The following is a 14,158-nucleotide window of genomic DNA, read 5'->3' on the forward strand; positions in this document are numbered from 1 at the left end:
CTTAGGCTTTTTTCATTGTTTTTAATAACCAATCTAATGACTCATGCATGGTTTTCTCGACGTCTTCTGCCGGCACTAACTTATCTAGACGCTGTCTTATCGCCAGTGAAACTAAGCCGTGCACCATACTCCAAACCGCCATCGCTACTGTTTCCACTTTCGCCTGAACTAATAATCCTTTGTCCATGGCATCCTGAACGATCATTTTTAAGGCTTCCAGTGCCTGATCGCCACTCGACCAGCCTGCACCCATTTCAATTAAAGCAGCCATAGGAGCCTCTTGAATGAACATTAAATCATAATATTCCGGATTTTCTAGGCCAAAACTCAAGTAATTTACCCCCATCTGGTGCAGACGTTCAATTGGATCGTTGATGAGTCCGAGCGCTATATTATGCTCTAGCATCTTCCCAAATCCCGACTCGCAGCAGTGAAAAAGGATCTCATTTTTATCTTTAAAATAGAGGTAGAGCGTCGTGGGGCTATATTGTACTCGCTCAGCAATCTTGCGAACGGACACTTTGCTGAAACCTTCTTCCACGAATAATTTCATCGATTCCTCTAGGATTAAGGACCGAATCTCCTGCTTCTGTTTCTCTTTTCTGGCGACTATGCTCATGGTTTTTGTAATTACATCTTAAATATAATTAACAGTGTTAAGTTTTCAAAATGTCGTACTTTGCATCAAATCCAGAAAACAATGAAAATCAACTTTATCCATAAAATCCAGCACATTGGAATTCCCGTTCACTGCATGGAAATCTCCATTCCCTTCTACGAGCGCCTTGGCTTTGAAAATGTGATGGAATCTACCTTTGAATTTGACGGCGGTTTTGGTACTTGTGTGATGATGAAAAATCACGAGGTGATTGTGGAGTTATACCAAATGCCAGAAAAGCAATTAGCCGAAATCAAACAACGTAAAGTCGGTCACATCGACCATTTCGCGATCGACGTGAAAGACGTGGATTACGCTTTCGAAGCCCTAAAGCAAGCAGGATTTGAGATTTTGGAAAAGGAACCCACCTTTTTATCTTTTTGGAAAAATGGAACACGCTTCTTTAATGTGAAAGGCCCGAACGGCGAGATTATCGAATTTAATCAAATACTCTAAAAGAAAAAGGCGAACCACTGGTCCGCCTTTTTGCCCCTTAATCTTTCACTATGTAATGTCAATGGGGTTTAGTTCATGGCGATGATATCGCGCTTTACCTCCGTTTTGATTTTAAATGACTTCGAAGTCAACACTTTCTTGTTGTTATCTAACACGACCATCTGGTAGTTTCCGTCAGATAAACCTGCCAGATTGAACAATTTTTGCGTTGAAATGTACTCCTTGTGAATCTCATGATTTTCTCCATCGTAGATAAGAACAGTGGCTCCTGCTTGTACAGATACCATATACTTTAATTTACCCACAGATTCGATATTCACAGGAAGCGTTAATTCTGCTCCAGTAGCGGCAGAAGCGACAGACAGGCTTGCTGCGAAAAATAGGGCAGCGAATGTGTACTTTTTCATAAATGATTGAATTAAAATCTTAGGCGGAATTATTTCCGTTTGATGTCCCAAAACTACCGCTTTCCAATCCCCCACAAATTAACCCTATGTTAAATTTAATTTTTCTAAGAAAATTCTTCTATAAAAAATGCAAAAACTTAGAATTATACTATAAATGGGCTTAAAAAAGGGAAAATTTCTAAGAAAAATGTTAATGTTACCAAATTGTTAAATCCAATTAATCCCATTTAATAATTTGGTAACAAAAGCCTAACATTTGCATAACTAAGAACATCGAAAGGGAGGATACTTTTGCGTAACCAAAATCACCAGTATCAAACTTTTATGAAATTAATTTACAAGTACACCAATCTCATCATTTTATTCTTGTCGCTTTCAACAGCGGCATTTGCACAAGAAGGTACCCTGCGCGGTACCATTAAAGACGCAAAAACCAAAGAAGACATCATCGGAGCAACCATTTTAGTGCAAGGCATTAATAAAGGAGCGGCGACAGACATCAATGGTTTTTTCTCTTTCGCGAAACTTCCAGTAGGTTCTTATTCTTTAAAGATCTCTTATGTAGGTTACGATTCTAAAATTTACGAAGGCGTTAAAGTAGAAAACGGCTTAGTAACTGATTTGAATTTAGACATCCAAGAAACAAGTTCTACTCTAGCGGAAGTTAAAGTAGTAGCTCAGCGTTTAACAAATACAGAAGTATCTGTTATCTCAGAAATCAAAGCATCTCAATTAGTTGTGAGTGGTATCTCAGCGGCACAAATCACGAAGACTTTAGACCGTACAGCGGCAGAGGTTGTGAAGCGTGTTCCGGGTGTAACTATCTTCGGCGAGCGTTTTATTAACATTCGTGGTTTGAACGAGCGTTATAACACCGTTCAATTAAATAACGCCTTCGCTCCATCGATGGAGACGGATGTACGTTCCTTCTCATTCGATATCATTCCAGCGGGCCAAATCGACCGCATCTTAGTATTCAAATCACCTTCAGCTGAAATTCCAGGTGAATTCGCGGGTGGTGTGGTAAAAATCTTTACGAAGTCGATTCCAGAAAATAACTATTTAACCTTAGACGTTTCTAGCTCCTATAGAGAAGGAACAACGGGTGCAGATTTCTACGAGACTAAAAATTCGAACATGTCTTGGACGGGTTTTGATCAAGGGTATTTTGATTTGCCTAAATCTTTTCCTGCATCTAGATCTGCACTAATAGGATCATCTCCGTCCGGATTAGATGTAATAGGTTCATCATTAAAGAATAACTGGTTACCTGTTCAATCAAATGCATTGCCAGACTTGAGAGCATCTTTAGCTGGAGGTCTGAAATTTAATTTAGGCGGAACAAAAATCGGAAATGTAACAGCTATCAACTACTCTAATACTCGTTCGATTTTTAAGATGGAGCGTAATGAATGGGGATATTCTCAAATTGGTACTACGGGGCAACCTGACGAGGTTTTTGCATTCGTTGACAATCAATTCACAAATGCTCTTCGTGTAGGTATTTCTCACAACTGGTCTGCTAAATTGCCTGATGGCTCTGTACTAGAATTTAAAAATTTGTACAATCAGTTAGCAAATACCCAGTACATTCAGCGCGAAGGTTTTGACAATGGTTCTCAATGGGATATTCGTTCATTTGACCAAGTTTTCCGTGGTATTTATACGGGTCAATTAACAGGTCGCCACGAGTTTCAGGGTGGAACTTTAAAAACAGATTGGATGGTTGGTTATAATTCAGCCTATAGAAATCAACCTGATTATAAGCGTTTCCGTTATAACACAGGGGGGGCTAATACTAGTTTATTCATTCCAAATGGCGCTGCTCAAACTTTCTTGTTAGGGCGTACATACATTAATTTGGATGAGTACTCCTACACTGCAGCTTGGAATTTAATCAAAAAAATAGCCGTCGGTTCTAAAGAATCAGGTAAGGAGTTGGAATTTAAGACAGGTTTGTTTTATGAGGATAAAGCTAGAAACTTTGGAGCGCGTAACTTAGGGTATGTTAAATCGACACCTACTTTCCAGACTACTTTACCCATAGATCAATTATTTAATCCACAAAATTTTAATTCTTCTACAGGAATTAAAATAGATGAGCAAACGAATCCCAATGACTCTTACAAGGCGACAAATAATTTAATTGCGGCTTACGTTTCTGCAAACTACGCTCTAGGTAAGAAGTTTAATGTAATTGCGGGTGTTCGTGCTGAGCAGAATAGTCAAAAATTAAATTCAGCCGATTTAGTTGGTAAACCAATCAACTATGACAATACTCGATTAGACGTTCTTCCTTCAGTAAATTTAACCTATAACTTTACGGAGAAATCACTTCTTCGCTTAGCTTACGGTAAAACATTAAATCGTCCAGAGTTCCGCGAGTTAGCGCCTTTCTCTTTCTATGATTTTGTAAATAATCGTACTGTTTCGGGTAATCCAACTTTAAAGAATGCAGATATTCAAAACTACGATTTTCGTTTTGAGTATTATCCAACTCCATCAGAGTTAATTAGTATCGCGGCCTTTTACAAAGACTTTACAAATCCAATCGAGGTAGTTTTTGCTTCGGGGGCGAATCCAGTCTTAAATTTCTCAAATGCTAAGTCAGCTTATTCAACTGGTTTGGAAGCGGAATTTAGAAAAAATTTGAGTGCTGCTAGTCCTAATTCATTTTTAGGCAAAACTAGTTTAGTTTTTAATGGTACCTATATTTTTAGTAGAGTTAAGCTAGAGGATGCGGTAGCAAAAGATCAATCGGATAATCGTCCGTTGCAAGGTCAATCACCTTTCATCATTAATGCTGGGGTAAATTACAATGATTCGAAGCGAGGCTTACAAGTCAACTTTAATTACAATGTGATTGGTAAACGCATCTTCGCGGTAGGTAACAACTTTGGTTCTCCATATCCAGATTGGTATGAAATGCCTAGAAACGTGATTGATTTTAATTTCTCTAAAGAGATCTCTAAAACGATTATGATTAAAGGAGGGGTAACTGACTTATTAAACCAAGATAATTATATCCTACAGGATGGTAACCAAGATAATAATTTTGATAAAGGTAAAGATCAAATCATTCAGTCTTATGCACCGGGTCGCGTGATCTCACTTGGAATCGTCATTTCACCATTTTCTAACTAATAATTTAAATTTTAAACAACTATCTAAAAATTAATTCAAATGAAACTTTTACAAACATCTATGTTTAAGGTTTTCGCTGTTTTAGCCGTTTGCGCGGTTACGTTAACAGCGTGCCAAAAAGAAGAGGAAGTTTTCCCTCTACCTACCGTTAGTTCTTCAGGAACATTAGCGGGTATTATCGGTGCTACCGTACAAGTAAAGGCAACTATCAATGCGCCTGCAGGTATCAAGTCAATCACAGTTTTAAAGAACGGTGCTGCATTTGATTCTAAAGTATTAGCTGGCGAAAAAACGTATGAGTACATCAAGGATTACGTAATTGATGGTACTGCAGGATCTGCTGTTAACTTTACTATCCAAGTAACAGATAACAAAAACCAAGTTTCTTCATTAGTAGCTATTCCAGTTACAGTTTCTGCTATCCCTCCTAAGACAATTGTGGAAGTAGAAGGTGTTATCGAAGGTAGCGTGACTTGGACTGCTAACAAAATCTACCGTTTAAAGGGTTATGTGCGTGTAGGTGAAGAAGCAGTTTTTGGTACAATTACTAAAACTGGTGTTTTGACTATTGAAGCAGGAACAGTAATTATTGGAGATAAGGGAACTAAGGGTACTTTAATCGTACAACGTGGTTCTAAGTTGATCGCTAATGGTACTGCATCAGCACCGATCGTATTTACATCTGCTGAAGGTGTAGGTAGTCGTGCTCCAGGTGATTGGGGTGGAGTTGTTATTTGTGGTAAAGCTCCAAACAACTTAACTGGTACAATTGAATTAGAAGGTGGTTACAAAGGTTTCCATGGTGGTACAGTTTCTGACGACAATTCAGGTTCAATGAAATATGTTCGTATCGAGTACGCCGGTATTCCATTGAATCCAAACCAAGAGATCAACTCATTAACAATGGGTTCAGTAGGATCAGGTACTACATTAGAGTATATCCAAGCTTCTTATGGTTTAGATGATTCATTCGAGTGGTTTGGTGGAACTGTTAATGCGAAATATTTAATCGCATACAAAGGAACAGATGATGACTTTGATGTAGATAACGGATATGTAGGAAACGTTCAATTTGGTTTAGGATACCGTGATGGTAACTTAGCTGATGCCTCGGGATCGAATGGTTTTGAAGTAGATAATAATTCAGCAGGAGATGCTGCTGCACCTTTTACAGCTGCAACTTTTGCTAATATTTCTATTATTGGAGCTAAAGGAACGTCTTCATCTTATTTAGATAATAACTTCCAAAATGGTGCTCAATTACGTCGTAATAGCAAATTGAAAGTTTACAATACGTTTATTACAGGTTACCCTACCGGTTTATATATTGATAGCCAAAGAGGTAGCGCAAAAACCAATGCAGCAAACGGTGATATAGTAGTTAAAAACGTTGTTATTGCTGGTACTTCTGGTTGGGGAACGTCTGGATTCACATCATTAAACGCTAACATTTATGGTTTTGGTGTTGCTGTTGCTGATGAAGAGCAAATCGCTAAAACTAGTTCTACTGGTACTGTAGCTACTAAGCCAATCGAAATTGGTGCAGGTGTTACCGCAACAGCATGGTTTAAGGCAATCGCTGGGAATAAAGTATTGACTTCGACAGAAAATACAGGTATTTCTACAGCTTTATGGTCGGCTCGTCCTACGTTAACTTTAACTGCTGGAAAGTCTGAGTCCTTGATCGGAACAGCTTTACCTACTTTAACGGGTATGATTGCTACTGATTATGTTGGAGCATTTAATGCTACAGATTGGACTGCAGGTTGGGCTGAATATTCTCCTAACTCAGTACTTTATATTAAATAGTAAGTTTTTTATTAAAGGTCGTGTAGAGAACTTCTACGCGACCTTTTTTATACACCAATGAAAAAGATACTCGCACCAATATTCATCAGTTTATTTATTTTTTCAGCTTGTCATTCGAAGGATGAAGCAGAATATTATTTCTCGGATGCTGACCGAGATACCTTATTAACCAATGTAATTACCCTCGTATCAGAAAATGCAGTTTATGCTAATCTGGACACTAGGTTTCAAAAGGAATTCAGGGCAGAATACGTCAGTCGTTTACCCCTTTTTCATTTTGTCAAATTGACCAAATCAGAGAATGGAGACTGTTATTTTTTGCTTAGTAGACCGGTTGCTAATTCGAAAGAATTGCGTCGCGGGGTGGTAGGTAAGTTCACTTTAAAAGAGGGGAGCTTACAGCCAGAAAATTTTGAGGAAGTAGTAAATACGCCTCACTTCACCGAAGAGTTAGTGACGGAACGCGGATCATTCTTGTTTAGAGAATTAATGAAGAAAGGGAGCTTGACGGAATATTTATCGATGAAACATTATGTGGAATGGCCGGATAAATATTTGAAATACGATAAACTAAAGAAAACCTGGGTTTCTACAGGGGCGCTTTAAAGATAATATATTGGTGTAATACAGAAAATGCTGAGGAGTTTCTCCTCAGCATTTCTTGTTTTATTGATTTGATAATGTAGATTTTATGGATTTGGCAATCATATAAATTATTTTAGTATTAGTTATTATAGTAATTTCAAAAAGGGCGATTTAACAATTCCTTAACATGGATTGTAGATTAGCAACTTACTTTAGCAAATTGAATATTTTACAATAAAAATAATTTTATGTTCGGTCTAGATCCTACACTGTTTTTCCTACTTTGTTTCTGTTTATTAGCCGCTTGTGCGTTTGAATTTGTGAATGGTTTTCACGATACAGCGAACGCCGTAGCAACGGTTATTTATACACATTCCTTGCGTCCTACGCAGGCAGTTGTTTGGTCAGGATTCATGAATTTCCTAGGTTTATTGACTGGAGGCGTTGGTGTGACTATGAGTATTATAGGTCTGCTTCCCACGGAGCTACTCGTCGATACGAATGTATACCATTCGATGGCAATGGCACTTTCCTTACTAATTTCTGCGATTATCTGGAACTTAGGGACCTGGTATTTTGGTATCCCTGCGTCTAGTTCTCATACCTTAATTGGTTCTATTATTGGAATTGGCTTAGGCCACGCCTTATTGCCTGAGGCATCGAATAAGGGGGTTTCAGCTTTGAATTGGGACAAAGTAATTGAGATAGGTCAGGCACTTTTGTTATCACCTTTATTTGGTTTTGCTTTGGCCATCATCTTAATGTATATCCTAAAGAAGACAGTGACAAATAAGGAAATCTTTAAAGAGCCTAAGAAAAAAACACCTCCACCGTTTTGGATTCGGTCTATTTTAATTGCGACCTGTACGTTAGTTTCATTCTTCCACGGAAGAAATGATGGACAAAAGGGAATTGGTCTTGTGATGGTGATTTTGATCGCTTTCTTGCCTGGTTATTTTGCGATTAACACTTCACTAGATATGCAAATGATCAAGTCAAGTTTAGCTACAGTGCAAACCATAGCGGCGAAGATTGATACGGTTCCGTTATCTGATAAAGAACGTGGCTACGTGATGGAATTGAAAAAATCATCGATTGACTTAGCAGTAATTACAACACAAAATTTAACGCCGGCTACTTTATCAACGGATCAAAAATTCGCCATTCGTAAGGCTGCTTTAACTATCAACAAGCATTCGAAAAAATTAATTGAAAGTGAATCAGTAGCTTTATCTGAAACAGATAAATCGGCTTGGAAAAAAGCAACAGCTGGTTCGAAAGCTCCTTTCTTTACCTTTGGTGCTTCGTCTAGTACAGGTATGGCAGGAGTGACAGACTTCGCACCTAATTGGGTGATGTGGATGGTGGCTCTTTCCTTAGGTTTAGGAACAATGATCGGTTGGAAACGTATCGTAGTAACAATTGGTGAGAAAATCGGTAAAGATCATTTGACTTATGCACAAGGCGCTTCAGCAGAATTAATTGCATCACTTACTATTGGTTTGGCGACAGCTTATAAATGGCCAGTGAGTACGACACACGTATTAAGTTCTGGTATTGCTGGAACGATGGTGGCGCAACGCGGTATTAAAAACCTTCAAGGTGATACGGTTAAGAATATCGTCATGGCTTGGATTTTAACATTGCCTGTAACGATTATTCTTTCAGCCTTGTTATTCTTATTCTTCCGTTGGATTACGGGTTAATTTTCGTTTAAAATAAATCCACGATGCGGCAGAAAGGGCAAGCCCTGCAAAGCCTAGAATCGTGATCCAAGAGAAAAAAAGTTGCGGCAGGTTCCAGTTCGGAAAAATAAAACCTGCCGCAATTAATAATACATTATATCCTAAGTAGCCGACCGAGTCTACGATATACATTAAGAATCCGATGTTCGCTTTGTGTCTGGTGATCGCGATCATGCGTTCGAACACGGACGTTGTGATGGTGAGGTAGGGAAGGTAAATGCCAAACCCAGTTAGGACGATCAACCAAAAACTAGACAAGCCATCTCGTCCCCACAATCCTGCAATAACAAGGAGCATGAATCCGGATGCGATCGCAAAAAGACTCGTATAAAAGGCGATTTGGTTTTTCTTAATTAACACTAAACTCCCGTTAATCAAAAGTATACCCACGGTGACCCAAATTTCCGTTTGGGAATAAATAGACGGCACACTGTTAAACCCTAAGTAGCGCCAAATCTCGGGTGCAAAATCAGATCGAATCCCGCGCAATAGGGCGGCGAATAAATACAGAAGGGCAATGGCGGATATCCCAGGCCACAACTGCTTCACGAGCTGAATGCGGTCCTTTTGTGTCATCGGCGAGCGCTCTGCTCGGTCAGTGATTTCGGAGGCTGTAGGCCGAGGAATCAGCGTCAGCATCCAAACAAAAAATAGAAAAGGTAGGGCATAAATTAATCCGGCTCCAAAAGGCATCCAGTTTTCTGCTACGCCCCAGTTTAACAAGGAAACACCGACCGATTTAGAGACGCCATCGGCTAAGATGAAGCTACTTCCTAAGGCAGCGATGAATAATTCGGTATTTTTTTTTCCCTCGAGAAATCCTTGGATATATCCGAAGATCATGCCCAGCGGGAGGCCATTGAGCAATAAAAAGATTAAATTATAGGGTTTGGGCACTAATCCAAAACCCAATAAAGCTAATTCTGCTATCAGGATACTGACAATGATTGCTTTTGCGCGCTTCTCCCAGGTGATGGAGGAGACGAAGAAAATGCCACACCATTTCGAGAGCATGTAGCCGGCGATTTGGGAGGAAATGAGGATGGATTTCCAGTGGATACCCATAAAGAATTGATCTTCATAGGTTCCCGCCGTGAACGGTTTACGAAAACCATAGACGCAGAAATAACAACCAAAGGCGGCGATCATCGACCAGGCCGGATGCCATCTCCAAGCTTTTGTGTTCGCTTGGATCATTTCAGGTTTTCCTGTAGAAGCTCAGCGTAGAATTCGATGGGTTGAACGCTTAGATTAGGGATTTTGGCCATATCATCATAGCGACGTAATTGAATGGCATCCTGGTAATACGGATTCGCTTCGAATGTTTGACATTCTTCCGCTGTCATAGGCCCACCTTGCAAGTGTAAACTAATAACGGAGGGCTCACTTAGAAGCGCAAAATACGCTGGTTCCACCGCACATAAATACCGCTTAGCCGCCACATGTAAATGCACCGGTTCTGACACGGCCGGCGTGAAATATTTGATTAAAAATCGATTGCCTAATTCCTCGTGTAAATCATCAATGCCTTGCTCGGGCGCATCATCCGGTAGCGCATGTAACAGATGCCCAATATCGTGCAATAGGGATGCCGTGACTAAACTACTGGCGGCTCCTTCCGCTAAAGCTAAATGAGCAGCTTGTAATGCGTGTTCCCCCTGCGTAACCGGTTCTCCTCCGTATGCAGAGTCTCCTTGATCGTTGAATAAGGTGATGATTTTTTGGACGATGGCGTTCGACATAGATTTTCGATTATTTATGTTAAATTAGCCCAAATAAAAGGCCTAAAAAAGCTGAATAAGGGGATTTAAACTAGATTTCATCTGTGGATAATGATTTAATAATATGAGCGAAAAATATACGATTCGGTCGGCAGACGCCTCTGATAGTTCCGGTGTAAAATTGCTTTTAGAGGAGTTAGAAGGGCGTGCTTTTTATCAAGACATTTTCAGCCGAATATATACGGAATACCTAGAAGCTCCGCTCACTTTAATCTTTGTAGCCACGCAGGAAGAAGGGGAAATTATAGGCTTCATTTCTTGCAAAGGCCAGTCACTTTTACACCACGAAGGGCTCGTTTTTGAGATCCAAGAACTGGTTGTGACAGCAGATCACCAAGGGAGAGGAGTAGGACGTAAATTAATCGATGTGCTGAAGTCTGAACTGACTCGACTAGAAGCAAAGTCAATAGAAGTCACCTCAAACAAAAGACGCAAAGAAGCCCACGCATTTTACCAATCCGTGGGCTTCCTCAATTCGCATGAAAAGTTTACGATTTATTTTTGACCTAACTGCAAGGCTTGCTTGATTTTGGTATAGATATCGTAATTATTATAGATCCCGCCGAATACTTCGGCGCCAGGACCAAAAGCAAAAACAGGAATCATTTGTCCCGTATGCCCCTTCGTCGTAAACGCCGCTTTTACCTCGCCTGTTTTCATATTTCCGCCCATTAAAGCAAATCCTCCCGTTTCGTGATCCGCTGTAATAATTACTAAGGTTTCTTTGTTTTTTGCCGCAAAATCAAGGGCATAACCGATACTTTTATCAAAATCCACCATCTCCGTAATGATGTAATCCGTATCGTTCGCATGTCCACCCCAATCGATTTGTGATCCTTCAATCATAACGAAGAATCCTTTCTTGTTTTGGCCTAAAATCTCAAGGGATTTTTTAGCAGAATACAAGAGCGCATCTCCTCTGCCTTCCATTACTTTAATGGGATTTTCCTCTGCGTACAAGGCTACTAATTTTCCTTTACTTACACCATCTAAGGCTAAATTTGAATGAACTTGGTAACCTTTTTTACGTAAGGTATTCAGCAGATTTAATCCGTCTTTACGTTTCTCAAAATACTTTCTTCCGCCACCTATCACCACATCGATATCTGTCTTTAAAAAGTCGAGTGCAATCTCCTCATGCATAGATCGGGTGCGTTGGTGAGCAATGAAGGAAGAGGGAGTCGCATCGGTTATATCGCAGGTAGAAACAAGGCCAGTAGCTAAACCTTTTTTCTCAGCCATTTCTAAAAGTGTCGTGGCTGGGACGCGCAAAGAATCCAATCCAATCGCTCCATTATAGGTCTGCTTTCCCGTAGCAAAGGCTGTAGCACCCGCTGCCGAATCCGTCACATAATTGTCAGAAGCCTGATTTTTATGAAATCCGATCACCTTTATGCGCTCTAAATTTAAGTGGCCACGATTAGCCGTTAGTCCGGCATAAATTTGACTGACACCCATGCCGTCTCCGATTAAGAAAATGACATTCTTCGGTGCTTTTTGGCCAAATAATTGTGCACTTAGTAAGCAAAGTGCGATGATTTTTTTCATGAGTATAGTTTTTGAATGTATTCTGCAGTGAAGCCAGGTGAGGTGGTCATTCCTTTGCCACCGATTCCATTAATAATATGGATGACGTCATCTACGACTTTGGTATACACTTCTGAATGCGTTCCTTGTAGGTAAAAACCAGCCCAAGTAGAATCGACCGTCCAGTTCTCTAGCGATGTGACGCGTTTCGCCTCATGTAACATCATCTCATTGATCTCTGAGGAAACTTCGAAACCAAAATTTGCTTGTTCGCCCGCAGGCACATATTCGTGGGAATCCCCTAAAATGATGGAGCCATCATCCGCTTGTTTGAATAAAATGTGAATGCCTTTTGATTGCAATACTTTTTGTTCAGAGGAAGTATTAATTTTAGCATAAGAGGGACAAGATTTAAAACTGTCGTATCGCCGAATCGTTAGCCCAGTTAAAATATTGGATTTCAAAATTTTCTTCTGCGGCGCTAAACGCATCATCTGCAATTTGCTGATTTTTAGTAATTCCGAAGGATAGTGTTCCGGCAATAAAAATTGGGTATCCCGTCCATTCGCTAAAATCACTTGATCTCCCCAATACGTTTGGTTTTTCGATGTGCTGATCATAGCCACCCCGCGCTTTTTTTCTACACCGGTTACTGGGCAATTGTTTTGATAATGCAAACCTAAATGCTTAATCATAAATTCCCTCACCCGGTGCACCATCACCAATGGATTTAGCGACGCTTCTTCCGGGATAAATAATCCGCCCTTCACATACTCCTTTTTAAAATGCGGATTGATTTCTAAAGTCTCCGAAGCAGTATAAAGACGCGAAGTGTAATCGCGGTCTTTAAAGAGCTGCAACATCTCCTCCAGTAAAGTCATTTCTTGATCATCAGATGCTACATACCAAGAACCATTTTTCACCACAGAAATAGCTGTTTCCTGTTGTAGGTCCTTGTAAATTTGTAAGGATTTTCTGCCATAATCAAACCACGTATCTAAGGCTTGTCCAGACGGGACTGCTTGGCCAAAATTGCGAAAACTTGCTTCAAAAGGTTGCGAATCCTTTTCTAATAATAAGACGGACTTTCCTTTTCTAAGTGCATGATAGGCACAATAGGTTCCTATTACTCCGCCACCTACGATGATTAAATCGTATTTTCTGTTCTTATACATAAGCTATCAAATCGGAAATTTTATCTAACAGACCATCGTTCTCATGCGAGGCTAACTGCTCGCGGGTATGCGTACCATTACAAACGCCTAAAGCCAGACGAACGCCTGCATTTTTCCCAAAGGCTAAGTCCACCGGCGTATCACCCACATTGATTACTTCCGCTACATCCGTAACGCCTAATTTCTCCATAGCATAACTAATCATCGCCGGAGATGGTCGGCCTTCGCCATTTACCTCGTCGGGAGTAACTGAAAGGTGAATTCCTGATGTGGTATTTACGTCAGGCACCCAGCCTAAACGACCTAAAATAATATCAGCCACCTCGCGGTAAAAGCCGGTCGTAAGAGCAATCTTAATTCCCTTAGTATGTAAGGCTTCGAATAGTTCTAAGCAACCTTCCGTAGGAAAAACTGGTTGCGTGCGGTAATGATTCTCTAAGATTTCTTTAAAATCTGCATAGGATTTTGCAGCTAATTCAGGAATGCGTGGATCGCCTTCGCCTACTTGCTCTGTCCAAAGTAAGGTAAATACATACAACTTCGCATAGCCCTGCAAGGCTAAGATACGCTCATCGCTGGAATGCAATTCATTTTTTATGGCCGCCTGCTTAAAGCAATGCTCCACTTCGTGTTGATCCATGACAGTAGTTCCTGCCATATCTAAAATAACTAATTTAACATATTTCATGTGTCTAAGTTACTAGCCGGAGATTACCTTTTCATTACGCATATATAATGAAATTATTAGGAAAAAAATTATGGTATTTTTCTAAGATTTAATACCGCATAAATTGTTTTCAAAAGCAGGCTTAACATGGGCGTAACACAGGACGCATTTTCTTAACTATTTCTTATTTTTTCGGAATAATTA

General features: G+C 40.0%; 13 protein-coding genes. 6 read left to right on the forward strand and 7 right to left on the reverse strand.

The window, feature by feature from the left end; genetic code table 11:
• Position 1: 1 nt before the first annotated feature.
• The gene (locus tag ACST14_RS10045; RefSeq protein ID WP_459463170.1) at positions 2 to 619 is read right to left on the reverse strand and encodes a TetR/AcrR family transcriptional regulator; all 618 of its coding nucleotides are present in this window, start codon (positions 617 to 619) and stop codon (positions 2 to 4) included.
• Positions 620 to 700: 81 nt separating this feature from the next.
• Here ACST14_RS10045 and ACST14_RS10050 point away from each other — a divergent pair, with 81 nt between their 5' ends.
• Positions 701 to 1,114, forward strand: coding sequence for a VOC family protein (locus ACST14_RS10050; RefSeq protein ID WP_459463172.1), 414 nt, complete (start codon positions 701 to 703; stop codon positions 1,112 to 1,114).
• A gap of 68 nt (positions 1,115 to 1,182) precedes the next feature.
• Here the strand turns inward: ACST14_RS10050 and ACST14_RS10055 are convergent, their stop codons facing one another.
• The gene (locus ACST14_RS10055) at positions 1,183 to 1,521 is read right to left on the reverse strand and encodes a hypothetical protein (RefSeq protein WP_459463174.1); all 339 of its coding nucleotides are present in this window, start codon (positions 1,519 to 1,521) and stop codon (positions 1,183 to 1,185) included.
• 324 nt (positions 1,522 to 1,845) lie between these two features.
• Between ACST14_RS10055 and ACST14_RS10060 the strand changes: the two genes are divergently transcribed.
• The 4 genes from ACST14_RS10060 (at position 1,846) to ACST14_RS10075 (ending at position 8,765) form a co-directional block, all read left to right on the forward strand.
• On the forward strand, positions 1,846 to 4,665 hold the full coding sequence (locus ACST14_RS10060) for a TonB-dependent receptor (RefSeq protein ID WP_459463176.1): 2,820 nt from the start codon (positions 1,846 to 1,848) through the stop codon (positions 4,663 to 4,665).
• 39 nt (positions 4,666 to 4,704) lie between these two features.
• On the forward strand, positions 4,705 to 6,474 hold the full coding sequence (locus ACST14_RS10065) for an Ig-like domain repeat protein (protein WP_459463179.1): 1,770 nt from the start codon (positions 4,705 to 4,707) through the stop codon (positions 6,472 to 6,474).
• Between the two features lie 57 nt (positions 6,475 to 6,531).
• The gene (locus ACST14_RS10070) at positions 6,532 to 7,080 is read left to right on the forward strand and encodes a hypothetical protein (protein ID WP_459463181.1); all 549 of its coding nucleotides are present in this window, start codon (positions 6,532 to 6,534) and stop codon (positions 7,078 to 7,080) included.
• Between the two features lie 227 nt (positions 7,081 to 7,307).
• On the forward strand, positions 7,308 to 8,765 hold the full coding sequence (locus ACST14_RS10075; RefSeq protein WP_459463183.1) for an inorganic phosphate transporter: 1,458 nt from the start codon (positions 7,308 to 7,310) through the stop codon (positions 8,763 to 8,765).
• Here ACST14_RS10075 and ACST14_RS10080 read toward each other — a convergent pair.
• The gene (locus ACST14_RS10080) at positions 8,739 to 10,001 is read right to left on the reverse strand and encodes a DUF5690 family protein (protein WP_459463185.1); all 1,263 of its coding nucleotides are present in this window, start codon (positions 9,999 to 10,001) and stop codon (positions 8,739 to 8,741) included. The two genes, ACST14_RS10075 and ACST14_RS10080, sit on opposite strands and share 27 nt — an antisense overlap.
• Complete coding sequence (locus tag ACST14_RS10085) at positions 9,998 to 10,546, reverse strand: phosphonate degradation HD-domain oxygenase (protein ID WP_459463187.1); 549 nt, start codon at positions 10,544 to 10,546, stop codon at positions 9,998 to 10,000. Before ACST14_RS10085 ends, ACST14_RS10080 begins: the two co-directional genes overlap by 4 nt.
• A 103-nt stretch (positions 10,547 to 10,649) precedes the next feature.
• Between ACST14_RS10085 and ACST14_RS10090 the strand changes: the two genes are divergently transcribed.
• Positions 10,650 to 11,090 (forward strand): GNAT family N-acetyltransferase, encoded by a 441-nt coding sequence (locus ACST14_RS10090; RefSeq protein WP_459463189.1) that lies wholly within the window; start codon positions 10,650 to 10,652, stop codon positions 11,088 to 11,090.
• Here ACST14_RS10090 and ACST14_RS10095 read toward each other — a convergent pair.
• Genes ACST14_RS10095 through ACST14_RS10105 form a run of 3 tightly spaced genes read right to left on the reverse strand, consistent with a single transcriptional unit; the run spans position 11,081 to position 13,975 of the window.
• The gene (locus ACST14_RS10095) at positions 11,081 to 12,133 is read right to left on the reverse strand and encodes an alkaline phosphatase (protein WP_459463191.1); all 1,053 of its coding nucleotides are present in this window, start codon (positions 12,131 to 12,133) and stop codon (positions 11,081 to 11,083) included. The two genes, ACST14_RS10090 and ACST14_RS10095, sit on opposite strands and share 10 nt — an antisense overlap.
• Positions 12,130 to 13,287: a TIGR03364 family FAD-dependent oxidoreductase gene (locus ACST14_RS10100; RefSeq protein ID WP_459463193.1), complete on the reverse strand. Its 1,158-nt coding sequence runs from the start codon at positions 13,285 to 13,287 to the stop codon at positions 12,130 to 12,132. Before ACST14_RS10100 ends, ACST14_RS10095 begins: the two co-directional genes overlap by 4 nt.
• Positions 13,280 to 13,975, reverse strand: coding sequence for an HAD family hydrolase (locus ACST14_RS10105; protein ID WP_459463195.1), 696 nt, complete (start codon positions 13,973 to 13,975; stop codon positions 13,280 to 13,282). The genes ACST14_RS10100 and ACST14_RS10105 overlap by 8 nt, the downstream gene beginning before the upstream one ends.
• Positions 13,976 to 14,158 lie beyond the last annotated feature (183 nt).

The sequence above is a fragment of the Aquirufa sp. A-Brett2-15D genome (genome assembly GCF_054558735.1).

Excerpts from the sequence above, each read along its gene's own strand:
- ACST14_RS10085 (WP_459463187.1), bottom strand. The coding sequence starts at position 10,546 with ATGTCGAACGCCATCGTCCAAAAAATCATCACCTTATTCAACGATCAA.
- ACST14_RS10050 (WP_459463172.1), top strand. The coding sequence starts at position 701 with ATGAAAATCAACTTTATCCATAAAATCCAGCACATTGGAATTCCCGTT.
- ACST14_RS10055 (WP_459463174.1), bottom strand. The coding sequence starts at position 1,521 with ATGAAAAAGTACACATTCGCTGCCCTATTTTTCGCAGCAAGCCTGTCT.
- ACST14_RS10065 (WP_459463179.1), top strand. The coding sequence starts at position 4,705 with ATGAAACTTTTACAAACATCTATGTTTAAGGTTTTCGCTGTTTTAGCC.
- ACST14_RS10090 (WP_459463189.1), top strand. The coding sequence starts at position 10,650 with ATGAGCGAAAAATATACGATTCGGTCGGCAGACGCCTCTGATAGTTCC.
- ACST14_RS10070 (WP_459463181.1), top strand. The coding sequence starts at position 6,532 with ATGAAAAAGATACTCGCACCAATATTCATCAGTTTATTTATTTTTTCA.
- ACST14_RS10080 (WP_459463185.1), bottom strand. The coding sequence starts at position 10,001 with ATGATCCAAGCGAACACAAAAGCTTGGAGATGGCATCCGGCCTGGTCG.
- ACST14_RS10045 (WP_459463170.1), bottom strand. The coding sequence starts at position 619 with ATGAGCATAGTCGCCAGAAAAGAGAAACAGAAGCAGGAGATTCGGTCC.
- ACST14_RS10075 (WP_459463183.1), top strand. The coding sequence starts at position 7,308 with ATGTTCGGTCTAGATCCTACACTGTTTTTCCTACTTTGTTTCTGTTTA.
- ACST14_RS10095 (WP_459463191.1), bottom strand. The coding sequence starts at position 12,133 with ATGAAAAAAATCATCGCACTTTGCTTACTAAGTGCACAATTATTTGGC.
- ACST14_RS10100 (WP_459463193.1), bottom strand. The coding sequence starts at position 13,287 with ATGTATAAGAACAGAAAATACGATTTAATCATCGTAGGTGGCGGAGTA.
- ACST14_RS10060 (WP_459463176.1), top strand. The coding sequence starts at position 1,846 with ATGAAATTAATTTACAAGTACACCAATCTCATCATTTTATTCTTGTCG.
- ACST14_RS10105 (WP_459463195.1), bottom strand. The coding sequence starts at position 13,975 with ATGAAATATGTTAAATTAGTTATTTTAGATATGGCAGGAACTACTGTC.